Annotated in this window: 24 protein-coding genes; 6 read left to right on the top strand and 18 right to left on the bottom strand. The window is 72.9% G+C overall.

Annotated features, from left to right (window positions below):
- Window positions 1-740: 740 nt before the first annotated feature.
- The 4 genes from qcrB to ctaE all read right to left on the bottom strand — a co-directional run bounded on the left by qcrB (window position 741) and on the right by ctaE (window position 5117).
- Entirely contained in the window at window positions 741-2435 is a 1695-nt protein-coding gene (qcrB, locus tag O3T09_RS08750; RefSeq protein ID WP_269295500.1) for a cytochrome bc1 complex cytochrome b subunit, read from the bottom strand.
- Between the two features lie 5 nt (window positions 2436-2440).
- Window positions 2441-3517, bottom strand: coding sequence for a cytochrome bc1 complex Rieske iron-sulfur subunit (gene qcrA, locus O3T09_RS08745; RefSeq protein ID WP_269295499.1), 1077 nt, complete (start codon window positions 3515-3517; stop codon window positions 2441-2443).
- A gap of 69 nt (window positions 3518-3586) precedes the next feature.
- The gene (gene qcrC / locus O3T09_RS08740; RefSeq protein ID WP_036315101.1) at window positions 3587-4393 is read right to left on the bottom strand and encodes a cytochrome bc1 complex diheme cytochrome c subunit; all 807 of its coding nucleotides are present in this window, start codon (window positions 4391-4393) and stop codon (window positions 3587-3589) included.
- Window positions 4394-4478: 85 nt separating this feature from the next.
- Window positions 4479-5117, bottom strand: coding sequence for an aa3-type cytochrome oxidase subunit III (ctaE, locus tag O3T09_RS08735; RefSeq protein ID WP_430753606.1), 639 nt, complete (start codon window positions 5115-5117; stop codon window positions 4479-4481).
- 190 nt (window positions 5118-5307) lie between these two features.
- On the opposite strand from ctaE, the gene trpD reads away from it, so the two are divergent.
- Window positions 5308-6366: an anthranilate phosphoribosyltransferase gene (gene trpD / locus O3T09_RS08730; protein WP_070708650.1), complete on the top strand. Its 1059-nt coding sequence runs from the start codon at window positions 5308-5310 to the stop codon at window positions 6364-6366.
- Window positions 6367-6414: 48 nt separating this feature from the next.
- Here trpD and O3T09_RS08725 read toward each other — a convergent pair whose 3' ends face one another.
- Together O3T09_RS08725 and O3T09_RS08720 are read right to left on the bottom strand one after the other, a co-directional pair.
- On the bottom strand, window positions 6415-6696 hold the full coding sequence (locus O3T09_RS08725; RefSeq protein WP_070708649.1) for an Lrp/AsnC family transcriptional regulator: 282 nt from the start codon (window positions 6694-6696) through the stop codon (window positions 6415-6417).
- A gap of 68 nt (window positions 6697-6764) precedes the next feature.
- Window positions 6765-7181 carry a DUF3054 domain-containing protein gene (locus O3T09_RS08720; RefSeq protein ID WP_070709032.1) on the bottom strand — a complete coding sequence of 139 codons (417 nt, stop codon included), beginning with the start codon at window positions 7179-7181 and terminating at the stop codon, window positions 6765-6767.
- A gap of 109 nt (window positions 7182-7290) precedes the next feature.
- On the opposite strand from O3T09_RS08720, the gene O3T09_RS08715 reads away from it, so the two are divergent.
- The gene (locus O3T09_RS08715) at window positions 7291-7929 is read left to right on the top strand and encodes a hypothetical protein (protein WP_070708943.1); all 639 of its coding nucleotides are present in this window, start codon (window positions 7291-7293) and stop codon (window positions 7927-7929) included.
- Between the two features lie 141 nt (window positions 7930-8070).
- Window positions 8071-8316 (top strand): superinfection immunity protein, encoded by a 246-nt coding sequence (locus O3T09_RS08710; protein ID WP_002854519.1) that lies wholly within the window; start codon window positions 8071-8073, stop codon window positions 8314-8316.
- A 16-nt stretch (window positions 8317-8332) separates the two neighbouring features.
- Here O3T09_RS08710 and O3T09_RS08705 read toward each other — a convergent pair whose 3' ends face one another.
- Together O3T09_RS08705 and O3T09_RS08700 are read right to left on the bottom strand one after the other, a co-directional pair.
- Window positions 8333-8881, bottom strand: coding sequence for a maltokinase N-terminal cap-like domain-containing protein (locus O3T09_RS08705; RefSeq protein ID WP_049147365.1), 549 nt, complete (start codon window positions 8879-8881; stop codon window positions 8333-8335).
- A 59-nt stretch (window positions 8882-8940) separates the two neighbouring features.
- Window positions 8941-11046: an NADPH-dependent 2,4-dienoyl-CoA reductase gene (locus O3T09_RS08700; RefSeq protein WP_144818830.1), complete on the bottom strand. Its 2106-nt coding sequence runs from the start codon at window positions 11044-11046 to the stop codon at window positions 8941-8943.
- Between the two features lie 149 nt (window positions 11047-11195).
- Here O3T09_RS08700 and O3T09_RS08695 point away from each other — a divergent pair, with 149 nt between their 5' ends.
- From O3T09_RS08695 to O3T09_RS08685, 3 genes are all read left to right on the top strand, one after another.
- On the top strand, window positions 11196-11672 hold the full coding sequence (locus tag O3T09_RS08695; RefSeq protein WP_020624804.1) for an NfeD family protein: 477 nt from the start codon (window positions 11196-11198) through the stop codon (window positions 11670-11672).
- A 70-nt stretch (window positions 11673-11742) separates the two neighbouring features.
- Complete coding sequence (locus O3T09_RS08690) at window positions 11743-12933, top strand: SPFH domain-containing protein (protein ID WP_078025539.1); 1191 nt, start codon at window positions 11743-11745, stop codon at window positions 12931-12933.
- A gap of 87 nt (window positions 12934-13020) precedes the next feature.
- The gene (locus tag O3T09_RS08685) at window positions 13021-13368 is read left to right on the top strand and encodes an RNA polymerase-binding protein RbpA (protein ID WP_060774975.1); all 348 of its coding nucleotides are present in this window, start codon (window positions 13021-13023) and stop codon (window positions 13366-13368) included.
- Between the two features lie 76 nt (window positions 13369-13444).
- Here the strand turns inward: O3T09_RS08685 and O3T09_RS08680 are convergent, their stop codons facing one another.
- The 10 genes from O3T09_RS08680 to O3T09_RS08635 all read right to left on the bottom strand — a co-directional run bounded on the left by O3T09_RS08680 (window position 13445) and on the right by O3T09_RS08635 (window position 24869).
- A complete protein-coding gene (locus tag O3T09_RS08680; RefSeq protein WP_036315073.1) occupies window positions 13445-14176 on the bottom strand; it encodes a polyprenol monophosphomannose synthase in 732 nt (243 codons plus the stop codon).
- Window positions 14177-14266: 90 nt separating this feature from the next.
- Window positions 14267-15361, bottom strand: coding sequence for a hypothetical protein (locus O3T09_RS08675; RefSeq protein ID WP_041103783.1), 1095 nt, complete (start codon window positions 15359-15361; stop codon window positions 14267-14269).
- A 19-nt stretch (window positions 15362-15380) separates the two neighbouring features.
- Window positions 15381-18371 carry a DEAD/DEAH box helicase gene (locus O3T09_RS08670; RefSeq protein WP_269295498.1) on the bottom strand — a complete coding sequence of 997 codons (2991 nt, stop codon included), beginning with the start codon at window positions 18369-18371 and terminating at the stop codon, window positions 15381-15383.
- A gap of 74 nt (window positions 18372-18445) precedes the next feature.
- On the bottom strand, window positions 18446-19303 hold the full coding sequence (tatC, locus tag O3T09_RS08665; RefSeq protein ID WP_070708942.1) for a twin-arginine translocase subunit TatC: 858 nt from the start codon (window positions 19301-19303) through the stop codon (window positions 18446-18448).
- A 20-nt stretch (window positions 19304-19323) separates the two neighbouring features.
- Window positions 19324-19581, bottom strand: coding sequence for a twin-arginine translocase TatA/TatE family subunit (locus O3T09_RS08660; protein WP_002855080.1), 258 nt, complete (start codon window positions 19579-19581; stop codon window positions 19324-19326).
- Window positions 19582-19618: 37 nt separating this feature from the next.
- A complete protein-coding gene (locus O3T09_RS08655; RefSeq protein ID WP_101965454.1) occupies window positions 19619-21718 on the bottom strand; it encodes a helix-turn-helix transcriptional regulator in 2100 nt (699 codons plus the stop codon).
- An 11-nt stretch (window positions 21719-21729) separates the two neighbouring features.
- Window positions 21730-22125: an FKBP-type peptidyl-prolyl cis-trans isomerase gene (locus tag O3T09_RS08650; protein ID WP_010078659.1), complete on the bottom strand. Its 396-nt coding sequence runs from the start codon at window positions 22123-22125 to the stop codon at window positions 21730-21732.
- Between the two features lie 32 nt (window positions 22126-22157).
- Window positions 22158-23249 (bottom strand): FKBP-type peptidyl-prolyl cis-trans isomerase, encoded by a 1092-nt coding sequence (locus tag O3T09_RS08645; protein WP_070709212.1) that lies wholly within the window; start codon window positions 23247-23249, stop codon window positions 22158-22160.
- 37 nt (window positions 23250-23286) lie between these two features.
- Window positions 23287-24681, bottom strand: coding sequence for a Pup--protein ligase (gene pafA / locus O3T09_RS08640; protein WP_070709210.1), 1395 nt, complete (start codon window positions 24679-24681; stop codon window positions 23287-23289).
- Entirely contained in the window at window positions 24678-24869 is a 192-nt protein-coding gene (locus O3T09_RS08635) for a ubiquitin-like protein Pup (protein ID WP_017488237.1), read from the bottom strand. Before O3T09_RS08635 ends, pafA begins: the two co-directional genes overlap by 4 nt.
- Between the last annotated feature and the right edge of the window lie 116 nt (window positions 24870-24985).

The raw sequence follows: 24985 nt of genomic DNA, 5'->3' as shown, positions 1-24985 counted from the left end.
TCCCATCACGGTGGCCAGCACCACCACCCAAACGGGCAAACCAGCTGGCCACCAGTGGGCAGTTCTGATGGCCACCAGCGGGAAGAAACACTGGCCGCCTATGGGCAGAACTCAATGGCCCTTGACAGGCGCCGGACGAGGCCCCCTCCGCCCCCTCTGCACCGTCCGAGGGGGCGGGGCCGGCCCGGCCTCCGGAGAGCCCGTGGCCGCGTCCGCACGGGCACCTGCCACGCACTGTCGACAGCTCCTCGGTCAGGAAGAAAGGGCTGGCCGGTGGTTGCGGCGATGGGCCTCATCATCACCATCGGTGCATCGGTGCAGCGGAGTACGGCTTGGCTCTGCACCGGTGCCCACCATGTTGACCGTGACGCCGTGGCCTGCATCCGGGCCGTCGTCCATCTCGGGGCCCAGGGGTGGCGGATGGCCACCCTGCCGGGACAGCCCCCGCCGCCAGGACACACCGTCGGGCACGGGCCCGCGGCACCTGGGAGTCCGGAACCGGGCACGTGGCCGTCAGCAGGGGCCGGGCACGTCCCAGGCTGGCGGGAAACGCTGGGCAGGCCCACGGGGGTGGCCCGGGACCGGCGGGCCTGAACCCTTCGCCGTCCATGCGGGCCGATGCGCGCCGCGGCGTCGGGGCTGCTCAGGGCAGCGCGTCCTCGAGGTCACCCTGGGAACGTCGAAGGGCCCCACGCACCATGGTGCGTGGGGCCCTTCGTCAGGGAATCAGCCGCTCGGGATCAGCGATCCAGGTGAGGGGCGTGCGAGCCGTGCTCGAGCTCGACGGGGTGCTCCTCGTGGCCGTGCTGGCCGTGGGTGCGGGCCTCCACCAGCTCCTCGCGGGAGACCGGGGCGACGCGATCCTGGTAGAACATGCGGTTCAGGCCGGCACGGGCCTTCTCCAGCGCGCCCACCTTGCCGTTGCGGCCGGGCATGGCCGGCACCGGGCGGCGGTCCTCGAAGGACACCAGGCGGTACAGCTCGTAGTCGGTGAGCTGGCGGTGACGCTCGTGGAAGCCGCCCTCGGGGGACATCTCGATGACGCCGGCCTCGTGGCCGTGGAGCACCAGCTCACGGTCCTTGCGCTGCAGGGACAGGCAGATGCGGCGGGTCACGATGAAGGCGATCACCGGGCCGAGGAAGAACAGCGCGCGCAGCACGTACAGCACGTCGTTCAGGGAGAGGTGGAAGTGGGTGGCGATGAGGTCCGAGGACGCGGCCGCCCACATGACGCAGTACCAGACGACGGCGGCCACGCCGATGCCCGTGCGGGCCGGGGCGTTGCGCGGACGGTCGAGCAGGTGGTGCTCGGTGTCGTCCTTGGTGATCCACCGCTCGATCCAGGGCCAGGTGCACATGCCGACGAGAAGGACGCCGACCGGGATCAGCGGCACGAGCACGCCCATGGGCAGGGACACCGAGGAGCCCCACGGCATCGGGATGTTCCAGAGGAAGGAGTAGTCGCCGATCATGCCCGGCATGAGGCGCAGGGCGCCGTCGAACACGCCGATGTACCAGTCGGGCTGGGTGCCGGCCTGCACCGGGGACGGATCGTACGGGCCGTAGTTCCAGTTGGCGTTGATCGTCACCGTGGAGGCGATGAGCGCGAGCACACCGAACACGATGAAGAAGAAGCCGCCGGCCTTGGCCGCGTACACGGGGCCCACCGGGTAGCCGACCACGTTGTCCTCGGTGCGGCCCGGGCCCGGGTACTGGGTGTGCTTGTGCACGACGACCATGAACAGGTGGATGCCGATCAGCAGCAGGATGGCGGCCGGCACGATCATGATGTGCAGGGCGTACAGGCGGCCGATGACCGAGTGGCCGGGGAACTCGCCGCCGAAGAAGAAGGCGGAGAGGTACGTGCCCACCAGCGGCAGCGACTTCAGGATGCCGTCGATGATGCGCAGGCCGTTGCCGGAGAGCACCTCGTCGGGCAGGGAGTAGCCGGTGAAGCCGGCGGCCCAGCCGGCCATCAGCAGGAAGCAGCCGACCAGCCAGTTCAGCTCACGCGGGCGACGGAACGCGCCGGTGAAGAACACGCGCAGCATGTGGACGGACATGGCCGCTACGAACATCAGCGCCGCCCAGTGGTGCAGCTGGCGCATGAACAGGCCGCCGCGCACGTCGAACGAGATGTCCAGGGTCGAGGCGTAGGCCGCGGACATCTCGATGCCGCGCAGCGGGGCATAGGCCCCGTTGTAGACGACCTCCGACATGGAGGGGTCGAAGAAGAACGTGAGGAACGCGCCGGACAGCAGCAGGATGACGAAGCTGTACAGGGCGACCTCGCCGAACATGAACGTCCAGTGGTCCGGGAAGATCTTGCGGGCGAAGAACTTCACGATCGGCGACATCCCCGTGCGGGTGTCGACGAAGTTCGCGATGCGGCCGGTCGAGGTCGCCGGCTGGAACTCATTCACGGTGGTGCTCATAGGTGTCAGCCACGCTCCCAGTAGACAGGCCCGACGGGCTCATGGAAATCGCTCTGGGCCACGAGGAAGCCCTCGTCGTCCACGGTGATCGGCAGCTGCGGCAGCGCGTGGCTGGCCGGGCCGAAGATGACCTTGCACTCCTGCGTCAGGTCGAAGGTCGACTGGTGGCAGGGGCAGAGCAGGTGGTGGGTGTGCTGCTCGTACAGGGCGATCGGGCAGCCCACGTGCGTGCAGACCTTGGAGTAGGCGAAGATGCCGTCCACGTTCCAGTCCTCGCGGCCGGGGGTGATCTTCACCTTGGCCGGGTCGAGGCGCATGAGCAGGACGACGGCCTTGGCCTTCTGGTTGAGCTTGTCGGGGCCCAGGTCGTTCAGGCCGTCGGGGATGACGTGCACGGCCGAGCCGAGCGTGACGTCGGAGGCCTTGATGGGGGAGCCGGTGGGGTCGCGCACGAGGCGCACGCCCTCGGCCCACATGGTGTGGCGCAGACGCTCCGGTCCGAAGTTGTGGGTCTCCTCGTCCGAGAAGTTGTCCGAGTCGTCCAGGTCGCGGAACACGGCGATGAACGGCAGGGGGGCCAGCAGGGCGGCGCCGATCAGGGTGTTGCGCAGCAGGGGGCGGCGCTTGATCTGCGACTCGTCCAGGATCTCGGAGATCATCCCGGTGGCGGCCACGCGGTCGTCCTCCGAGCGGATCTCGTGACGGTCCTCCACGGTCTCGTGGTCCGGCATCAGGGTCTTGGCCCAGTGCACCACGCCGATGCCGATGCCGAACATGGCGAGGGCGGTGCCCAGGCCGAGCAGCAGGTTCTGCAGGTAGATCTTGCTGAACGCCTCACCGTTGCCGATCTGCCCCACACCGAAGTAGCCGATGAAGAAGAGCACCGTGCCCACGATGGAGATGAGGAACATGACCGAGACCTGACGCTCGGCGCGCTTCGCAGCCTTCCGATCCTCATCGGCCAGACGCGGACGGTGCGGAGGCAGGCCCGGGTTGTCGATCGCGTACCGGGGCGCGTCCTCGCCGGCGTGCTCGAGGGAACCCGAGCGGTGCTCGGTCCCTTCAAAGCCTTTCTCGCCCATATGTCCTGTTTCCTTTACTCGAGTGATGAATGTCGATGACGGGTGGTCGGCGCGCCTGCGCCGACGGGATCAGGAGGACCGGCTGGTGAGCCAGACCATGAAGCCGATGATCAGCGCCAGGCCAGCGGTCCAGATGAACAGGCCCTCGGAGACGGGGCCGAGCGAGCCGAGGGCGAGGCCGCCGGGGGAGCCCTGGTTCTCGATGGTCTTGAGGTAGGCGATGATGTCGCGCTTGTCCTCGGGCTTGATGTTCGAGTCGGAGAACACCGGCATGTTCTGCGGGCCGGTCTCCATGGCCTCGTAGATGTGCTTCTCCTCCACGCCCTGCAGAGAGGGGGCGTACTTGCCGCGGGTGAGCGCACCGCCGGCCGCGGCCGCGTTGTGGCACATGGCGCAGTTGATGCGGAACAGGTCGCCGCCGCGGGTGATGTCCACATCCTCGTGGTTCACATCCAGGTACTCGTCCTCGGGGACGGCGGGGCCGGCACCCAGCGAGGCGACGTAGGCGGCGAGCTGGGCCGTCTGCTCGTCGTTGAACTGGTTCGGCTTGACCTGGGCCTGCGGGCCGTTCATCTGCATCGGCATGCGGCCGGTGCCCACCTGGAAGTCGACGGAGGCGGCGCCGACACCGATCAGGGACGGGCCGGAGGGGCCCCCGGCGGCACCCGTGCCGTGGCACGAGGCGCAGTTCGCGTTGAAGAGCTTCTCGCCCTCGGAGATGTCATCAGCCGAGGCGGCCGCGGTGACCTGCGTGGCCGCCTGCGCCTGGTTCACGGTGCTCGCGACGGAGTACAGTCCGCCGGTCACCAGGAGTCCCAGCAGGAGGAGCGCCAGCCCCATCAGGGGATGGCGTCGGTTCTGCGAAAGTGCCTTCACGGGGGTTTCCTATCGTTCTCTTCCGGGGCGGGCCGCTCATGCTGCCGGCCCGGGCCTGAAGTCGGTGCGGTGAGTGGGGGTCGTCTTACTTCAGGAAGTAGACGATGAAGAACAGGGCGATCCAGACGACGTCCACGAAGTGCCAGTAGTAGGACACGACGATCGCCGACGTCGCCTCGTGGTGGCCGAAGCGGCGGGCCATGTAGGCGCGGCCGATGATGAAGAGGAACGCGATCAGGCCGCCGGTCACGTGGATGGCGTGGAAACCGGTGGTGATGTAGAACGCCGAGCCGTACGCGTTGGCCGCGATGGTCACACCCTCGGAGACGAGGGTCGCGTACTCGTAGGACTGCACCGCCACGAAGATCGAGCCCATGATGAAGGTCAGGATGAACCACTCGACCATGCCCCACTTCCCGAACTGCAGGAAGGCGCCGGTGCGGCGGGGCTGGAGGCGCTCGGCGGCGAGGACGCCGAACTGGGCGGTGACGGAGGAGAGCACCAGGATCGTCGTGTTCACCGCGGCGAGCGGGACGTTGAGGATCGCGGTGTGCTCGGCCCAGAGCTCCGGAGACGTGGAGCGGAGGGTGAAGTACATGGCGAAGAGCCCACCGAAGAACATGAGCTCGCTGGCGAGCCACACCATGGTCCCGACCTGCACCATGTTCGGCCGGCTCGGGAGGCCCGTGGTGGGCTGATGGAGAGTGGGGTTAGCTGTGGTCACCCAGCCATTATGGCCCTAAACACCGCCCGGGCGGTAAATCCAACCTACCGTGTCGCAGGACGGGTCGTCAGCACCGTGCTGGGGTTTCAGTGGCAGTCGGGGGCTGGTGTCCAGGAGACGTTCAGGATAGCGGCGTGCGACTCCTGACACGGCGCGGCCTGCGGTGCGGTCGGGCCGCTAGGCTCGGGGCGTGAGCACCCCCGAGAACACCGCAGCAGTCCTTGGGACCTCCTGGCCGGAGGTCTTCCGCGCCCTCACCCTCGGTGAGGACCTCAGCGACGACGTCGCCGCGTGGGCGATGGGCGAGATGATGGCCGGTGACGCGACCGAAGGGCAGGTGGGCGGATTCCTCCTCTCCCTGGCCGCGAAGGGCGTGACCGTGCCGGAGCTGCGGGGTCTGGCCGAGGCCATGGTGCGGGCGGCCAATCCGGTGCACGTGGCGGGGGAGACCCTCGACATCGTGGGCACGGGCGGCGATCGGCTGGGCACCGTGAACCTCTCCACGATGTCCTCGCTCGTGGCCGCCGGAGCGGGCGCACGCATCGTCAAGCACGGCAACCGCGGGGCGTCGTCCACCGCCGGCGCGGCAGACGTGATCGAGGCCCTCGGCGTCGACCTGTCCATGCCGGCCCGCAAGGCCGAGGAGTGCGCCGAGGCCGTAGGCATCACGTTCCTCTTCGCTCAGAACTACCACCCGTCGATGAAGTACGTGGCCCCGGTGCGCAAGCAGCTCGGCGTCCCGACCGTCTTCAACTTCCTGGGCCCGCTGAGCAATCCGGCGCAGGTCACCGCGCAGGCCTTGGGCTGCTCGAGCGAAGCCATGGTCCCGCTGCTCGCCCAGGTGCTCGCCGATCGTGGGGTGCGCGGCTTCGTCTTCCGCGGTGCGGACGGCCGGGACAAGATCACGACGTCGGGGCCGTCGACCGTCCTGGAGGTCCGGGACGGTGTGCGCACCCACGAGCTCGATCCCCGGGAGCTGGGCATCGACCTGGCCCCCGTCCAGGCCCTGGCCGGGCGGGACGGCGCCTACAATGCGACCCTCGTCCGCGCTCTCCTGGCGGGGGAGAGGGGGCCGATCCGCGACGCCGTGCTCCTCAACGCGGCTGCGGGCCTGACGGCCTGGGACAGCGACGCCGACTCGCCCCTGATGGAGCGCCTCGCGGCCAATATGACACGGGCCGCCGAGTCGATCGACTCCGGCGCGGCACGCGATGTCCTGGACCGCTGGGTCGCCTTCTCGCGGTCCTGAGGCGAGGACGGACCCCGCCGGTGAGTCGGGGTCCGTCCTCGCGGGGGCTCAAGCGTCGAAGCCGAGCGCCCATCCCTCGCCGAGGTCCTCGGTCGAGTACGTGCGGAAGGCCAGCATGGTCTCGGTGTCCTGGATCCCCTCGACCTTGGAGAGGTGGTCGGCGATCACGTCGGCGAGATCCTCGTAGCGGCGCACCTTGACCATCGCGACGAGATCCCAGGCGCCGGTCACCGAGTAGACGGAGCCGATGCCCTCGAGGGCCGCCAGCGTCTCCGCGGTCTCCGGGATGCTGGACTTGTCGGTCTTGATCAACACGATGGCGGTGACCACGGTCGCTCCTCATTTCCTCGATGCTGCGGGTCCTGTGTCCGGGATGATCCTAGCCGCGCTCCGGCCTCTCAGTCCCGGGCTCGACGCACCAGCCAGGCGCTCACCGCCCGGCGGCCCAGGAGCAGGACGCCGAGCACCCCGAGTGCCACGAGCACGAAGGACGCGGGCGCGCCACCGAGGCCGAAGGCCACGCGCAGAACCATGCCGACGGCCACGGTGCCCAGCCAGACGATCACGCCGTGCGGCCACACCCGGGCCCAGGTCCGGTGGCCGGCGGTCAGCCCGATCATGAGGAGGAGGCCCGCGAGGAACGGCGCCGCCGTGATCAACAGACCCAACGGTCCACGCTCCGTGGCGTGCTGCCCCTGGCCAAGGGCCACGAAGAGGAGGGTGAGCAGGAGGTCGACGGCAAGCGCCAGCACGGCGCCGCGCTGAGCACGGTGCTCCGCGGGCGCGGCACGGCGGGCGGTGGGGGAGGACGTCATGCATCCAGTCTGGCCCACCGCGGAGGATCGGCGCGGAGCGCCCGCTCGAGGGAGTCTGTGGACGGGACCTACGACAAAATCCCATCTTTGTCGGAGCTAGGCTCTCCGTATGGTGTCCGTGCATCTGGTGCCCATCCGACCGACCGCCGCCACGGCCGACGACGCCCGACGTCTGGCAGCCGCGCTGCTCGACGATCCCCGCCCGGGCGCAGCTGTGATCTCGGCGGCGTGGCATATCGACGAAACCGATGCGGCGCCGCACGACGGTGAGCTGGCCGTCACTCTCGACGGCATGGCGGCGGGGGTGGGCCTGGCACTGTGGGCCGTGCGGTCTGGGTCCTGGGCGGTGCTGCTGGATCCAGAGGGCAACTACGACAAGCAGTCAGCCTTGTCACATATCACAGCAGGGGAGCGGCGCCGCGCCCGGCGAGCACCGGGACGGCTGGTGCTGCCGCACGGACGACGCCCGGGCCGCGCCTCGGAGACCGGCCGAGAGGCTGATCTGCGCTGTGCAGAGGCCACCCTGCAGCTGGTCGCCACGGTGGAACGGCGCCGGTCCGATGACCAGCATGCGGCGGGGCGGCTGGTGGAAGCCGGCGCCAGTCAGCGAGAGGCGGCGGCGGAGCTCGGGATCAGTCAGCAGGCCGTCCATTCCCGGTTGCGGCACGGGCTCTGGCATGAGAGTCGCTCAGCGGTGGCGGCTGTCCTGCCGCTGCTGGAGCGGCTGGTTGCAGACCCGGGTGAGTGAATCTCCGTCATGCGGGGTCGGCGCGGCCGCCCGCAGGGGAGACGGAGAACGGGCTAGTTGACATAATGTACATTATCGGCGCACGGTAGAAGGGCGGACAGGGGCGCCCCGCGCGGCGGGTCTCGCGCGTAGCCTGGACCCATGACGATCATGACCGACCAGCGCGACCGCCCCCTGCACGCGACGATCGCCGTCGTCCTGGCCATCGCCACGGCGGGCTACCTGGCTCCATGGGCCGTCGCCGCCGTCCGTGGCCGTTCCAACGTGTGGGCGGTGTTCTGGGTGAACCTGCTCACCGGGTGGACCGTCCTCGGCTGGTGCATCGCGCTGTACATGTCGCTCACCAGCCATCGCCGGCTGCGGTCCTGGGGTCCGCGCGGCCTCTGACCGCGCGGACCGCCCCTCAGGTAAGACGCGCGACGACGGCCCGCACACCGTCTCCCTCGGCGATGAGGCACCGCGGGCCGTCGACGTCCGCCTCGCCCGTCTCCGACAGCTCGACCGGCACCTCGAGCTCCCCCGTCGCATCGGCGCCGATCACGCGGAGGGTGAGATCCGGGGCGCGCGTCTCGAGGTAGGTCCCGGACTCGTCATGCATCTCGAGCCGGGCCTGCGGGATCTCGCCGCGCACGGCGGCCGCGAGGATACGGCGCGCGTCCGGGTCGGTGGCGGCGTCCACGACCCAGCGGTGTCCCAGGACGGAGTGCTCCACCTCGGCCACGACGTCCCCCTCGGCGGGTGCGTCGCCTCGGTAGGCGAACGCAGTCTGGTAGAGCCGGTCCCCCACGCGCACGAGCATCGACTCGACGCCGATCTCGCCGGTGGGATCGTCGAACCGGTACGAGCCGACCTTCTCGGCGGTCACGTCCTCGGGCAGTCCGTGCGCCACGAGGCGGCGGCGGATCCATTCGGGCTTGTCCGGGTCCAGGCGTGCGGTGTAGATGAGAGCCATGCCCCGACCGTAGCCCCGACGTCGTCCGCCCGGGAGGGCCCGCCGGCCGGCGGCGCGGCTCAGCCCTGCACGGCCCGCACGGCGTGGTCCATGGCCCGGTAGGCGTCGAGCTCGCGGGCTTCGGCCGCGCCACCGATCAGGCGCACCGCCTCCGGCGCGTAGCCCGCAGCCACCAGGTCCTCGACGAGATCCGTCTCGGACTCCTGCCCGGCGCACACGACGACGTCCGTCACGTCCAGGGTCAGCGCCACGCGGGCCTCGGGGTCCTCCGGGGACGGCGCGGTCACGCGCAGGCCGTCGGGGCCGAGGCCCTCGTAGGTCACACCGGAGTGCAGGTGGACCCCGTGCCGCCGCAGCTCGGCGCGGTGCACCCAGCCGGTGGTGGGGCGCAGTCGGACGCCGATCGGTCCGGGGCTGCGCTGGAGCAGGTGGACCTCGCGTCCGGGGTGGGCCGCGGCCGGCTTCGCCAGCTGGCCCGGCGTCTCCGAGGTCAGTGCCACGCCCCAGCGGGCCCGCCAGTGCTCCTGCGTCTCGGGTGTCCCGTCCGGCCGTTCCGTGCCGGCCGCCAGGGCCTCGGCGACATCCACGCCCACGCCGCCGGCGCCGATCACCGCGACGCGCGGGCCGACGTCGACGTGCCCCAGGACCACGTCGTCATAGGCATGGACGGCGGGCGCGCCCGGCTCCCCCGTCCCGGGCAGATCGACGGGCCGGGGCCGCACGCCGGTGGTGAGGAGCACCTCGTCGTAACCCGGCCGCCCGTCGTCGGTCAGGAGTGTCTGTGCGGATACCTCCTCCCCGGTCACGAGCGTCACCCCGGACGCCGCCGCGCGGGCCGCCAGGTGCTCCAGCGCGGGACCGAACTCCTCCTTGCCGGGGATGCGCCGGGCGAGCCGGAACTGGCCGCCGGGCTCGGCGTGCCGGTCGAACAGGGTGACCTCGTGCCCGAACCGGGCCGCACGCTCCGCCGCCGTGAGGCCCGCCGGCCCGGCACCGACCACGGCGATCCGGCGCCGGCGGCCGAGGGCCACCGGGACGGGCGCGGCGTACTCCGGCTCCGTCTCCCGCCCGGCGCGGGGGTTCATCAGGCACGAGACCTTGGCCCCGGTGAACACGTGGTCGAGGCAGGCCTGGTTGCAGGCGATGCACGGGGTCAGGGTCCGAGCGCGCGGGTCGCTGATCGCGGCCATCCACTCGGGGTCCGCCAGCAGGGGCCGGGCCAGCCCGACGAGCGCGGCGGCCCCGGACGTCAGCGCCTCCTCCGCCTCGGCGGGGGTGGTGAGCCGGTTGGAGGCGATCACGGGGATGTCGACGGCGGCGGTCAGGTCAGCCGAGGCGGCGAGGAACGCGGCGCGCGGCACGGAGGTCACGATGGTCGGCACGCGGGACTCGTGCCACCCGATGCCGGTCATCAGGACGTCCGCTCCGGCGGCCTCGAAGGCCCGGGCGGTGTCCGCGATCTCCGCGCGCGTCTGCCCGTCGGGGACGAGGTCCGCCGCCGAGGTGCGCACCGAGAGCACGCCGCGCTCCCCCAGCGCCTCGCGCACGGCCGCGACCACCGCCGCCGGGAACCGGCGTCGGCGCTCGGCGTCGCCCCCGTACTCGTCCGCGCGTCGGTTCGTCGCCGGGGCGAGGAACTGGTTGAGGAGGTAGCCCTCCGAGGCCATGATCTCCACGCCGTCGTATCCGGCCTCCAGGGCCAACGTGGCCGCGCGTGCGAACGCGTTCACGGTCCGCTCGATGTCCGCGGCCGTCATCTCCCGGGGCGTGTGCCGCGAGATCGGGGCTCGCACCGCGGAGGCCGAGACCAGGTCGGCGCTGGGGGCGTAGCGCCCGGCGTGCAGCAGCTGGGCGAGGATCCTGCCCCCGGCGGCGTGGACGGCGTCCGTGACGACGCGATGGGCGCGCGCGTCCTCCTCGCTGGCGAGCATCCCCCCGCCCAGCGTCACCGTGCCCTCCGGGACGACGCCCAGGCCGCCGGTGACGATGAGTCCGACGCCGCCGCGTGCCCGCTCCGCGTAGAACGCCGCCAGCTGCGGCAGGTCGTCGTGCCGATCCTCCAGTCCCATGTGCATCGAGGCCATGACCACCCGGTTGGGCAGCGTGAGGGGGCCCAGAGTGATCGGCTGGAGCAGGGGCGAGACCGCGACGGGTGAAGATGTCATGCAGCTCACATTACCGGTCGGTAGCCCCCTCCTTCCAGGACCGCCTGGGGACACGCTGTGTCCGACGCCACTGCATAGGGCAGGATGGGGATCACACGTCGACGCGCGGCAGACCCGTCCGCGCACCCGACACGGAGGGGAGCGCACGCATGGAGTGGATCGAGGCGAACGCGGGCTGGCTGTGGCTGGTGCTGGCCGCCGGCCTGGCCGGCGTCGAGCTGCTGACCCTCGACCTCGTCTTCCTGATGATCGCCGCCGGGGCCGGCGCGGCGGGAGTGGTCGCGCTCGTGGGCGGCCCGCTGGCGCTCCAGCTCGCGGCGTTCGCCGCCGTCGCTCTGCTGATGCTCGCCGCCGTGCGCCCCGTCGCGCTGCGCCACCTGCGCAAGGACACCGGCGCCGGCGCCTCCTACCTGGACACGCTTCCGGGGCGCCGCGTCGCGGCCCAGGGCGCGATCACCGGCGACGCCGGCACGCTCGCCGTCGACGGCGACACCTGGTCCGCCCGCGTCGAGCCCGGGGCGCCCGAGGTCGCCCCCGGCGACGAGGTGACCGTCCTGCGCATCGACGGGGCCACCCTGGTGGTCCGCCCGCTCCCCCGCATCGACTGGGAGGCGGACGGCGCCTGAGCCGCCCCACGTCCTCGTTCCGACCGCACCGACCGCACCGACCGCACCGACCCCAGAAGAAGGGACCCCGATGGAAACCCTCATCGTCCTCGTCGTCCTCGCCGTCCTCGCGGCGGTGATCGTGGCCTCCTCGGTCAAGATCATCCCGCAGGCGCGGACGGCCAACATCGAACGCCTCGGCAAGTACAACCGCACGGCCGGCGCCGGGCTGACCCTGATCATCCCGTTCGTGGACCGCATGCTCCCGATGGTGGACATGCGCGAGCAGGTCGTCTCCTTCCCGCCCCAGCCGGTGATCACCGAGGACAACCTCGTCGTCTCCATCGACACGGTCGTCTACTTCCAGGTCACGGACGCCAAGGCCGCGACCTATGAGATCGCCAACTACATCCACGCGGTGGAGCAGCTCACCACCACCACCCTGCGCAACGTCGTGGGCGGCATGAACCTCGAGGAGGCCCTGACCTCTCGCGACTCCATCAACTCCCAGCTGCGCGGCGTGCTGGACGACGCCACCACGCGCTGGGGCCTGCGGGTCTCGCGGGTGGAGCTCAAGGCCATCGACCCGCCCATGTCCATCCAGGACTCGATGGAGAAGCAGATGCGCGCCGAGCGCGACCGCCGCGCCGCCATCCTCACCGCCGAGGGCACGAAGCAGGCCGCCATCCTCACGGCCGAGGGCGAGCGCCAGTCCCAGATCCTCTCCGCCGAGGGCGAGGCTCAGGCCCGCGTGCTGCGCGCCAACGCCGAGGCGGAGGCGATCGAGGTGGTCTTCGACGCCATCCACTCCGGCGGCGCCGACTCCGAGGTCCTGGCCTACCAGTACCTGCAGTCCCTGCCCAAGATCGCCGACGGCCAGGCCAACACCATGTTCGTGGTCCCCGCCGAGCTCACCCGCGCCCTGCAGGGCCTCGGTGAGGCGTTCGCCCCCGGCGACGGCGACCGCCCCACCCCGGAGCACGCACCCCGGCGTCGGGACTCCGGGGACCGCGCGGGCGAGCCGGGAGCCGAGCACTCCGGCGTCACCCCGGAGCGCGCGCGTCGGCCGCGTGGGTCCCGTCCCACCACCGCGGACGCCCTGCGCGCCAGCGGCGTCATGGACGCGATGACCGCGGGCGCGGTGACGGCGGAGGACATGCCGCAGACCTCGCTCGACGAGGCCCTGGCCACGCCGCAGGAGATCGAGCCCGACCCGTCGGCCGGCCGCACCCCCGGCACCCGCCCGGCCGGCGAGGCCGACGGGAATGCTGTGGGACACTGAATGGTTCCATCGGTGAGAACGACCCGCCGCGCCTCGATCGGCCCGCGCCCCCGCGCGGGCCTCGGCGCGGCCTGACGAGGAGGAAACGTGAGCGATCGCAGCCTGCGGGGCATGCGCCTGGGCGCGCAGTCCCTGGAGTCCGAGGCCGGCGTCGAGCCCGCCGCCCGGCAGCGGGTGGAGTACCGCACGGAGGACGGCGAGCAGGTGTTCGTGACCTTCTCCGTGGAGGCGGACGTGCCGGCCACCTGGACTTCGAAGACCGGCAAGGAGGCGTTCCTCGTCAGCGGCGAGAAGCCGGCTGAGACCGAGGGCAAGCCCGTGCGCACCCACTGGGACATGCTGCGTGAGCGCCGCAGCCTCGAGGAGCTGGAGGAGACCTACAAGATCCAGCTCAACAAGCTGCGCGCCAGCCGCGGCGAGGAGGTCGACGCCTGACCCGCCGCTCCCCCATGCACGACGGGGCCGGATCCGCCATGGATCCGGCCCCGTCGTCGTTCGGGGACTGTGCGCCTCACAGGCCGAGGCGGGCGCGCAGGCCCTCCCAGCGCGCGGCCAGGCCCCACCGGGTCACGTTGACCACGGCCTCGCCGATGATGCCGCCGCTCATCTTGGACTCGCCGAGCTCACGCTCCACGAACGTGATCGGGACCTCGACGATCCGCTTGCCGAGGCGGGCCGTGCGGAAGGTCATGTCCACCTGGAACCCGTAGCCCTTGGACTCGATCGCGTCCAGGTCGATCGCACGGAGCGTGTCGGCCCGGTAGGCGCGGTAGCCCGCCGTGATGTCCGTCAGGTTGAGGCCGAGCATGATCCGCGGGTACAGGGAGCCGGCCCACGAGATCATCTTGCGGGAGGTCGGCCAGTTCACCATCTTGCCGCCCGGCACGCGGCGCGAGCCGATCACCAGGTCCGCAGTGCGGACGGCCTCCAGCAGGCGCGGCAGCTGCTCGGGCTGGTGCGAGCCGTCCGCGTCCATCTCGACCAGGACGTCGTAGCCGCGCTCCAGGCCCCAGCGGAACCCGGCGATGTAGGCGCCGCCCAGGCCGTCCTTGGTGGTGCGGTGCAGCACGTGCACGGAGGGGTCCTCGGCGGCGCGGGCGTCGGCCCAGTCGCCGGTGCCGTCCGGGGAGGCGTCGTCCACCACGAGAACGTCGGACTCCGGGACGGCGTCACGGAGTCGGCCGAGGGTCAGCGGCAGCGACTCGATCTCGTTGTACGTGGGGATGATGGTCAGCACGCGCATGTGCGGTTCTCGCCTTCCGGCCGGGGTCGTGGGGGCGGCCCGCCGGTCGGACGGGCCATCGCATCCGTTCGAGTATAGGAAGCGGAGGTCTCAGGCCGGCGTCGCGGCGTCGTGAGCGTCGCGGGCCACGTCCTCCGCGGCGATCCGGCCGTCCACCCAGGTGGCCCGCCAGCGGGGCAGGGCGGTCTCGGCGTCGAGGGCCGGCAGCAGCGGCGTGCCGGCCCGGGTGTCCGTGCTCCACGCCGCCACCCGGCCGTCCGGCGACTGCACAGCGACCGCGTCGGCGTCCCAGACGCCGAACACGGCCGGGGCCGACACGCTCAGGCGCGGGGCGACGGACAGGCGTGCCGCCGGAGCGTCGGGCAGCGCGCGCAGCGGGGTGCGGGTCGCGGCGGCGAAGGCGGAGCGGGCGGAGATGCGCTCGTCCGGGTCGGGGTGGGACAGCGCCGACCGGACGGCGGCCCACGGGTCCCCGGCCGGGCCGGCGCCCAGGCACACGGTGACGGCGTCGGCCAGCAGGCTCGCCACGGGGGCGTGCAGCACGCCGTCCGCGTCGGGGACGACGGTGGCGCTGACCCCGGCGGCGGCCAGGAAGGCGCGGTCCTCGGCGGTGACCGGGTGGGTGACCACGAGCCGATGGCGCACGCGGCCCAGGGCGGCGGTGCCGAGTTCCTCCGCGACCGAGCGCAGGGCGGTCAGGGCCACGTCCTGGGCGGCGGGCCCGGCGTCCGCACCGCCGTCGGGGACGAGGTAGGCCTGCTCCCCCGCCTGGGTCGAGGCCGTCAGGAGGCCGGTGAGCGTGGCGGGGTCGGTGTCGGTCCCGACGGGCAGCCACACCCCGGCCGCCTCGGCGTCCACGCGGTCGGCGTGCCGGTAGACGACGGTCTGGACGTCCTCGTCGGCGGGCGCGGCGCCCGTGTCCTCGGGCCCGGCCAGGACCGTCACGACGGCGGTGCCGCGGCTCAGCGCGTCCCGCGCGTCCGCGGGCCGGGCCAGCGGCTCGACGAACACGGGCACGACGACGGCGCCGTCGAGGTCCCGCCGTTCGTCACCCGGGTCGGCCACGCGGTCCGCGGAGTCGTCCGCGCCGAGCCAGGCGATCATCCCGTCCCGGACCAGCAGCGCCTGTGCGTACGGGTCCGTCGTCGAGTGGATGATGCCGCGGGTCAACAGGTGTGCGCTCACCCGCCCACCCTAGCCCGTGTCAGTCCTCGTCCGCGCGCGGCGCCGAGGCCGCCGGCAGCGAGGTGGCCACGACGCCGCGGGAGACGAGGTCCGCGGCCCGGCGGCAGGCACGGCTGCGACGGGTGTCCCCGGGGACGTTGGCCAGCTGGCCCAGCACGTCGATGACCTGCCGCGCCCAGCGGACGAAGTCGCCCGCGGCGAGGTCCGCGCCGTCAAGGGTGCGGCGCAGGGTGGCGCCCCGCACCCAGCGGTGCATGGGTGCCACCAGCCCGGGGTCCGTCCGGGGCGTCGGCTCGAGCCGGGCCTGGGCCTCGTCCGTGCGCAGGCGCTCCTCGATGCGCTCGGCGGCCTCCGCGACGCGCGCGAGCCGCGGGGTCGGCATCGGGACCAGTCCGGGCTCGGCCTCCCCCCTGCCCTGGTACACGAGCAGCGCGGCGACGGCGGCCCACTCCTCCGGCGTCAAGCCGTCCGTGGCCGGATCCTGCAGCACCAGCGAGGTGAACAGGTCCCGCTCGCCGTAGATCCGGCGCAGGGCCTCGCCGCGCTCCGTGAGCGCCGCGCGGGGCGAGGACGCGTCCTCCTGGACGTAGCCGTAGGCGCGCAGCAGACCGACGACGCGGTCGAACGTGCGGGCGATGGTGTTGGTGCGGCCCGCGATGCGCTCCCGCAGGACGGAGACCTCCCGCCGCATGGCCCACCAGCGGTCGCCCCAGCGGGCGTGCTCCTCGCGGTCCTGGCAGCCGTGGCACGGGTGGCGGCGCAGTGCCCGGCGCAGCTCCTCGACCCGGGGCGCGGCCGGGTCCTCCCGGAGGCGGAAGCCCGCCGTGCGGCGGCCTCCGGCGGGCGGGCGGCCCGTGCGCACGGCCTCGCGCATGAGCGCGGCGACGTCCTTGCGCTGCGCGGGCGTCTTCACCTGCACCACCTGGGGCAGGGCGGCGCCGGCCACCGGCTCGACCGGCCCGGCGACGTCGTCCACCGTGATGCGGCGCAGCTGCGCCTTGTCCGTCACGACGCCGACGCGCGGGTTCTGGAGGTTGCCGGCGGGGAACACGACGACGGCCCGGCCGAGCGCGCGGCCGGCGTCGAGCTCGACGACGTCCCCGACCGCGAGGTTCGCGAGCGAGTCCTTCACGGCGGCCAGGTGGGCCCGACGGCGCCCCTGCGAGCCGGACTTCTCCGCGGCCGCGAGCTCCTTGCGCAGGGTGAGGTACTCGGCGAAGTCGCCGAGGTGACACTGCATGGCCTCCTCGTACTTCTCGAGGCTGGCCTGCTTCGAGCGGACCTCGCGGGCCAGCCCCACCACGGAGCGGTCCGCCTGGAACTGGGCGAACGAGGACTCGAGGATGCCCCGTGCCCGCTCCGCCCCGACCTGTGCCAGCAGGTTCGCGGACATGTTGTAGGTAGGCCGGAACGAGGAGCGCAGCGGGTAGGTGCGGCGCGAGGCCAGGCCCGCGACGGCGGCCGGGTCCAGCCCGGGACGCCACATCACCACGGCGTGGCCCTCGACGTCGATGCCGCGGCGGCCCGCCCGGCCCGTCAGCTGGGTGTACTCCCCCGGCGTGATGTCGACGTGGTTCTCGCCGTTGAACTTGACCAGCTTCTCGATCACCACGGAGCGGGCCGGCATGTTGATGCCGAGGGCGAGGGTCTCCGTGGCGAACACGGCCTTGAGCGCGCCGGCGGCGAACAGGTCCTCGACGGCCTCCTTGAACGGGGGCAGCATGCCGGCGTGGTGGGCCGCGAAGCCCCGGGACAGGCCGTCGCGCCACGCCCAGAACCCGAGGATCTCCAGGTCCTCGACGGGCAGCAGACGCGCCGCCTCCTCGACCCGCTCGGCCACGAGCGCCTTCTCCCGCGCCGTGGTGAGGTCGAGCCCGGCCCGGAGGCACTGCTCCACGGCGGCGTCGCAGCCGGTCCGGGAGAAGATGAAGGTGATGCACGGCAGCAGCCCGTCGCGGTCGAGGGCCCGGATCATCTCTGGGCGCGACGTGGACAGCCGCGGTCCGCGCCGCTGGCCGCCGTCGTGACCGCCCGGCCGACCGGAGACCGGCCGCTCCCGGTCCAGCGCGGAGGAGCCGTTCCGGCCCCGGCCGCCGTCGCGAGTCGTGCGTCGGCCGCCCCTGACCCGGCCCTTCGGGCCGCCCCCGCGCCCGTCGCGGTGCTGCTGCCGCCCGGGCCGTCCCCAGTCCGCGCGCTGGAACCGGCGCTCGGTCTCCTCCCCCAGGCGCTTGAGCTCGGGGTTGAGCAGGGCCTCCCCGTCCCGGTCCGCGGTGTCCTCGAAGGCGATGTCCTCGGCGAACAGGTCGTAGAGCCGGCCCCCGGCCATGACGTGCTGCCACAGCGGCACCGGCCGGTGTTCGGAGACGATCACGGTGGTGGCGCCCCGGACCGTGTCGAGCCAGGCGCCGAACTCCTCGGCGTTGGACACCGTGGCGGACAGGGAGATCAGCTGCACGTGCTCGGGCAGGTGGATGATGACCTCCTCCCACACCGGGCCCCGGAACCGGTCGGCGAGGTAGTGGACCTCGTCCATGACGACGAAGCCGAGGTCGATGAGGGTGTCGGACTGCGCGTACAGCATGTTGCGCAGCACCTCGGTGGTCATCACGACGACGGGCGCATCCGGGTTGACGGAGGTGTCCCCCGTGAGCAGGCCGACGTTCTCCGCACCGTGCACGCGGGCGAGGTCCGCGTGCTTCTGGTTGCTGAGAGCCTTGATGGGGGTGGTGTAGAACGCCTTCGTGCCGCGGGCCAGGGCCAGGTGGACGGCGAACTCGCCGACCACCGTCTTGCCGGCGCCGGTGGGCGCCGCGACGAGGACGCCGTGGCCGTCCTCGACCTCGGCGCACGCGCGGCGCTGGAAGTCGTCGAGGGGGAAGCCCACGCGTGCGGCGAACCGGCCGAGCTCGGAGCCGGCGTGGTGCCGGGCCGCCCGGGCACGGGCGTAGCGCTCCGCCGGGCTCAGCTCGGGCTCGTCGTGCGGGGTCGCGGACGCGGGATGGTGGGCCATGGCCCCACCCTACTGGCGGGTCCGGACACCGTCGTGCTCGTGCGTCCGGGCGGGAGGGCTGCGGCGGGCGCCGCTCAGATCTGATCGAGCGGCTTCGGGCCTGCGGCGAGCTCCGCCTCGACGTCCATCTCACGCTGGCCCTTCCGACGGTCGCGACGCCGGTCGCCCCACAGACACAGGACGATGGCCACGCCGAAGAGGACGACGAGCGGGATCGCCATGTAGAACATGGAGATGGCGTCCGCACCGGGGGCGGCGATCGCGGCGATCAGCATGATCACGAAGACGGTGATGCGCCAGTGGTGGACGATCGTGCGGCCCGGCAGGATGCCGAGCATGTTCAGTCCCACCAGCAGCACCGGCAGGACCATGGCCACGCCGAACGCGAGGTAGAGACGCGTGACGAAGCTGATGTACACCGACGCCGTCGGGAGGTTCGCGCCGCCCTCGGGAGTGAAGCCCACGAAGAACTGGACGGCCTGCGGCATCACGAGCCACCCCAGCGCGATGCCGAAGATGAACAGGGGCACGGCCGCGGCGATGAAGCCCAGGGCGTACTTCTTCTCGGCCTTCTTCAGACCCGGCACGATGAATGCCCAGATCTGGTAGAGCCAGACCGGGCTGGACAGGATGAGCCCGATGAACATGCTGACCTTGAGCATGAGGTCGAACGGCGAGGCCACCGTGTCATAGGCGACGGCCGCCGTGTGTCCCTGGCTGGCGATCTCCTTGACCGGGCGGAACAGCTCCGCCATGACCGGCTGGTAGACGAGGAAGCCGATCACCATGCCGACCGCGACGGCGAGCGCCGACTTCAGCAGTCGGTTGCGCAGCTCCGTGAGGTGCTCGCGCAGCGGCATCTCGCCGGTGGGGTTGTCCCGCCGCTTCCGGCGGCGCCGGGTGCGGCGGGCGACCTCGTCGACCTCGGTCATCGGGTGGGGGTCCTTCCGGCTCAGCGCGGGTCGCGCGGGTCGGTCTCGTCACGCTCGACGACGCGGCCCTCGACCGGCTCGTCCGCGGCGGTGGAGCCGGCGCCGGAGCGCTCGTCCGTGGTGCCCTTGCCCTCCGTGCGCATCTGCTTCACCTCGGAGGAGAAGATGCGCATCGACTGGCCGAGGTTGCGGGCCATCGCGGGCAGCTTCGGCGCCGCGAAGAGCAGGATCGCGAGCAGGATGATGATGACGAGCTGCCAGCCCTGGAGTCCAGCCATGATGAAGGGTCCTTTCGATGGGGTTCCGGGGTCCAGGCTACCGCGCCGGCAGGGCCGCGAGGGCATCGCCCAGCGCGTCCGCCACGGACGTCCGGAGGTCGGCGGGGGCCAGCACCTCGACGGCGCCGCCGTGGCGTCCGACCAGCGCGGCCGCCACGCCGGCGTCGGTCAGATGCACCCGGGTGAGCCGGTCGCCGTCGGGCAGGTCGGCCTGGGCGTCCGGGCGGTAGCCGGCGGCCGCGTCGCGGACGGGATGGGCCCAGCGCAGCAGCACCGGCACCCCCGCAGTGTCGTCGGGATGGACCCGCCAGCGCGCGGGCTGAGCCCGGGGCGCGAACGTCTCCCCCGTGGGTGCGGGCGCGCTGATCCGGTCCACCCGGAACACCCGGTGGTCCTCGGCGCGACGGCACCACGCCTGCAGGTAGAGGCGCGCCCCGTCCTGCACCAGGGCCAGCGGCTCCACGTCCCGCTCGGTGAGGGCATCGGCATGCACGGAGCGGTAGGTCAGGTGCACGACGGCCCGCTCCGCCACGGCGGCCAGCAGGGTGCGCACCGTCGCGGGGTCCACGGCCACGTCCCAGTGGGCGGCGACGGCGACCGGGGGCTCGCCGGCGGTGTGCGCCTCGGCCTCCCGGAGGGCGGCGTCGTCCGCGTCGTCCGCATCCGGGGCCCCCGCGTCCAGGACCGCGGCGCGGATCAGGCGCTGGGCGGAGCGGGCGGCCTCGCGGTCGGCCTCGTCCAGCACCGGCAGGTCCGCGACCGTCTGCAGGGCGGCGACGAGGCTGTGCGCCTCGGGGCGCGTCAGCCGCACGGGACCGGCCAGGTCGGCGGCGCGCTCCACGTGGACGCGGCCACCGACCTCCGCCACCTCGAACTGGAAGCCGGGGAAGTCGCGCTCGGGCATGCCGCAGTAGCGCAGCGTCTCGAGGTCGGCGTCGAGGCGCTCGTCGGTGATGCCGAGGCGGGCGCGCAGCTCCGCCCGGTCCACCCCACCGGCCCGGTTGGCCAGCCCCACGATGTCCAGCAGGCGGCCCACGAGGTCCTCGCTCGAGTCGCGGGCGCGGCGCCGGACGGGCGCGGCGAGCGCCACCTCGAGCAGGGCCGGGTCGGCGGGACCGGCGTGGGTCTCCGCCGCGGCGGCCAGGCCCGCGCGGACGCGGTCGGTCAGGTCCGGGTGCGCGGCCGAGGGCACGGCCCGGCCCAACAGGCCGCCGATCTCTGCGGCGAGGCCGTCCTCGCGCGGCCCGGCGGGGGCCTCCCAGAGCTCCCAGTCGGGTCCCGGTGCGGCGCCGTCCTCGACCCGGGGCTCGGCCGGCTCACCGACCGCGCGGACGCCCTGACCCCGGCCGGGCGCGAGCCACACCCGGACCCGCTCGGCGTCGGCCTGCCCGGCCAGGCGCGCCACGAGGCCGGCGTGGTCGTGGTCCTCGGGACGGCCGGGGGCGTCCGTCGCCCGCTCGACGCGGCGCGGCTCCCCCTCCATCCGGGTGAGCCGGAAGCTGCGCTCGGCGCCGCGGTCGAGGTCCCAGCCGGTGAGGTACCAGCGGCCGCGCACGAGGGTGAGGAACCAGGCCCGCACGGTGCGCCGGGTGGCCCGCCCCCGCGCGTCGCGGTAGGGGAAGCGCAGCACGGCCTCGTCGGCCACGGCCTGGGTGAGGGCCTCGAGCCGGGGGTCGGCCCGGGGCATGAGGGTGTGGTACCCGGCCAGCTCGTCGTCGCCCGTGAGGTCGGTGGCCGGCTGGAACAGCAGGCCCACGGCGCGGACGACGTCGGCGCGCAGCGGCGAGTCACCCCACAGGCGACGCGCCCGCACGAGGGCGCGGCGCTCGTCCACGGTGAGGTCGAGGTCGCGCAGTAGCAGCGCATCGCGGACGACGCGGTGCCGCACCCCCGCCTCGCCCTTGTCGAAGCCCGCGGGTTCGAGGGTCTCCAGCGGGACCCCCACGGCGCGCAGCACGCGGCGGTCCCGCTGGAAGAGCTTCTCGAAGGCGGCGTCCGTGAGCCCCTCGTAGCCGACGACCTGCCGTCGGATCCGGTCACGCTCGAGACCGTGCGGTGCCGAGAGCAGCAGCCACAGCAGCGAGATGATGCGCTCGGCGGCCTCGTCGCCGGCGCGCCGCGGGGCGGGTGGGGTCACGGGGCCCGGGGTCAGTCGACCGAGACGAGGTCGCAGACGAAGATGAGCGTCTCGTTCGGCCCGATCGCGGAGCCGGCGCCGCGGGCGCCGTAGCCCAGGTGCGGCGGGATCTCGAGGCGGCGGCGGCCGCCGACCTTCATGCCGAGCAGGCCCTGGTCCCAGCCGGCGATGACCTGGCCGACGCCGACGGTCAGGGGCAGCGGGGTGCCGCGGTTCCACGAGGCGTCGAACTCCTCGCCGGTGGACCAGGCCACGCCCACGTAGTGGACCTGCACGCGGGAGCCGGCCTCGACGGCCGGGCCGGAGCCCTCGATCAGGTCCTCCACCACGAGCTCGGTGGGCGGGGTCTCGCCCGGGAAGTCGATCTCGGGCTTGGTGCGGTCGTAGTCGCGCTGTCCGAAGGACACGGTGCTCTCCTCTTGGGTTCTCGTGGACGGGGTCAGTTCGCCGACGGGGTGGCGGACGCCTGGGCGTCCAGGATGTCCACGACGAACAGCAGGGGCTCGTTCTCGCCGATGTCCGGCGGGCTGCCCTGCTCACCGTAGGCCTTCTCGGCCGGGATCGACAGGAGGACGCGCGAGCCCACCTTCTGGCCGGCCAGACCCTCCTTCCAGCCCTCGATGACCCGGTTGAGGGAGAACGTGATGGCCTGGCCCGTCTCCCAGGACGAGTCGAAGACCTCGCCGTCGGACCACGTCACGCCCTCGTACTGCACGGTCACGGTGTCGTCCGCGCCGACCTCGCGGCCCTCGCCCTCGATCAGGGGCTGGACCACCAGCTCCTGGGGCGCCTCGCCGTCGGGCTTCGCGATGCTCGGCCGGCCGCTCTCCTCGTCCACGGTGACGTCGGGCAGGCGCTCGTCCCGCTCGGTCACCTCCTCGCCCTCGGCCTGCTTCGGCAGGATGGCGTCGATCTTGTAGACGAACAGCTGGGCGGGCTGCGTCTGGGTGGAGGGGGAGGCGCTCGGCGACGCGCTCTCGGTCTGCGGGACGGAGACGTCGTACTCGGGGCTGTACGCGGCGACGATCGTGCCGGCGCCGTTGCCCACCAGCATCTCGTGGATCTCCGGGTTCATGGACTTGAGCTGGTCGTCCACGGGCACGGCTTCCGGTTCGCCGCTGAAGTTCTCGGCGACCACCTCGCCGCTGGCCGGATCGACGACGGCGATCGACATCTTCAGGACGTCGCCCTCCTGCACCTGCTCCCCCTCGCCGGCGGTCAGCACGCGCGTGGTGGGCTGGCCGGTGTCGATCTCCCCGTCGATCTCGACCGTCGGCGCCCCGCCGTCGCCCTCCGTGAAGGTGACACCCGTCAGGGCGTCCGGCTCCCCCTGGCCCTCGCCGACGGCCGCCCGCTCGGGGGCGGCCGACGTGGAGGCCGACGCGGCGTCGCTGTGGGGCTGGTCCGCGCCGTCGTCGCCGGTAGCGCAGGCGGTGGCCAGCATCAGGCCCGCGGCGCCGAGGGACAGCAGCGGCAGCAGGCGGCGACGGCGGCGGGCCGTCGGGGGCTGGGGGGTCTGGAACGAACTCATGCGGGTCACCCTAACGGCGCGTCCTGGACGCGCGCTGTCAGGCGATCCGCTCGAACAGCCGGTCGACGGCGGCCGACGACGTGTCGAACGGGTCCTTCGTCACGATCGCGTGCAGCGGATGGTCGGTGAGCTTCAGGGTCGTCCAGTCGACGGCGTAGTCCAGGCCGCGCTCCCGGGCGCGGGCCACGAAGTCCGCGCGCACGCGGGCCCGGGTGGTGGGCGGGGCGGCCTCCACGGCGGACCGGGCGGCGTCCTCGGGCAGCAGGCGCGCGACGGCGCCGCGCCGCCGCAGCATGCGGAACAGCCCCCGGTCGGGGTCGATGTCGTGGAAGGCCAGGTCCAGCTGGGCGAGGCGGGGCGCGTCCCAGCCCAGGTCGTGGCGGGCCCGGTAGTCCTCCAGCAGGCGCAGCTTGATCGCCCAGTCGATGCGGTCCTCGATGCGGGACCGGTCACCGGTGCGGACGGCGTCGAGCACCTCGCCCCACAGGGTGAGGACCTCCCCCACCCGGTCGTGGTGGGCACCCTCCGCGGCGACGAAGGCGCGGGCCCGCTCGAGGTAGTGCTCCTGCAGCTCGAGCGCGGAGGCCTCCCCCTCCCGGAGCGCGATGCGGGCCGTGCCGGTGAGGTCGTGGGAGATCTGCCGCACCGCGCGGGTGGGGTGGGCGACGACGCGGTCCCCGAGCGGGAAGCCCGCCTCGATCATCCGCAGCAGCAGGTCGGTGGCGCCGAAGCGCAGCAGGTGGGTGTGCTCGGAGAGGTTCGTGTCCCCCACGATCACGTGGAGGCGCCGGTACTCGGAGGCGTCCGCGTGCGGCTCGTCCCGCGTGTTGATGATCGGCCGGGACCGCGTGGTGGAGGAGGACACGCCGTCCTGCACGAAGTCGGCGCGCTGGGAGAACGCGAAGTGGGCCGGGCCCTCGCCCTCGGGCCACGTGCCGGCGGGCACGACGCGGCCCGCGCCCACGAGGATCTGCCGGGAGACGAGGAACGGGACGAGCGCCTCGGTGAGCCGCCGGTACTCGGTGCGCCGGCGCAGCAGGTAGTTCTCGTGGGAGCCGTAGGAACTTCCCGAGGAGTCGGCGTTGTTGCGGTAGAGGTGGATCCGGCCGCCGACCCCGTCCGCGGCCATGCGCTCCTCGGCCTGGACCACGAGGTCGTGCAGCAGCAGGTCCCCCGCCCCGTCCGAGGCGATGAGCTCGTCGAGCGTCGAGCACTCGGCGGTCGCGTACTCGGGGTGGGACCCGACGTCGAGATAGAGCCGGGAGCCGTTGGACACGAACACGTTCGAGGACCGCCCCCACTCGACCACGGGCCGGAAGAGGTAGCGGACGACCTCTTCGGGGCTGAGCGGGCGCCCCTGCGGGTTCCAATGCTGGACGCCGTACTCCGTCTCCAGCCCGAAGATCCGGCGGGCGCGGTCCGCGTCGGTCACTGGCCGCCCTTCTGGACGAAGCCCTTGACGAACTCCTCGGCGTTGGACTCCAGCACCGAGTCGATCTCGTCCAGCAGGCTGTCCAGGCCCTGGTCCTGGGCCGCGGGCTTCACGTGCGCCTGGCCCGCCGCGGCGCCGGTCTCGTCGTCGCCGCCGGACGGGCGTGGGCGGATCTGCTCCTGGGACATGGTGGCCTCCTCGTGCGTCGACGCGGGTCGGTGTGCTCCGTCCGCGTCCACCCATCCTGCCCCACGCGCGGGCCACGTTTCAGCCCCACGTCCCCGGGTTGCCCCGCGCTGGCAGG

The organism is Micrococcus sp. H39-S4, assembly GCF_027158145.1.
In the GTDB taxonomy this organism is placed as follows: domain Bacteria; phylum Actinomycetota; class Actinomycetes; order Actinomycetales; family Micrococcaceae; genus Micrococcus; species Micrococcus luteus.
Note: the sequence above shows the minus strand (reverse complement) of the source record. Positions and strands in the feature narration are given on the sequence as shown.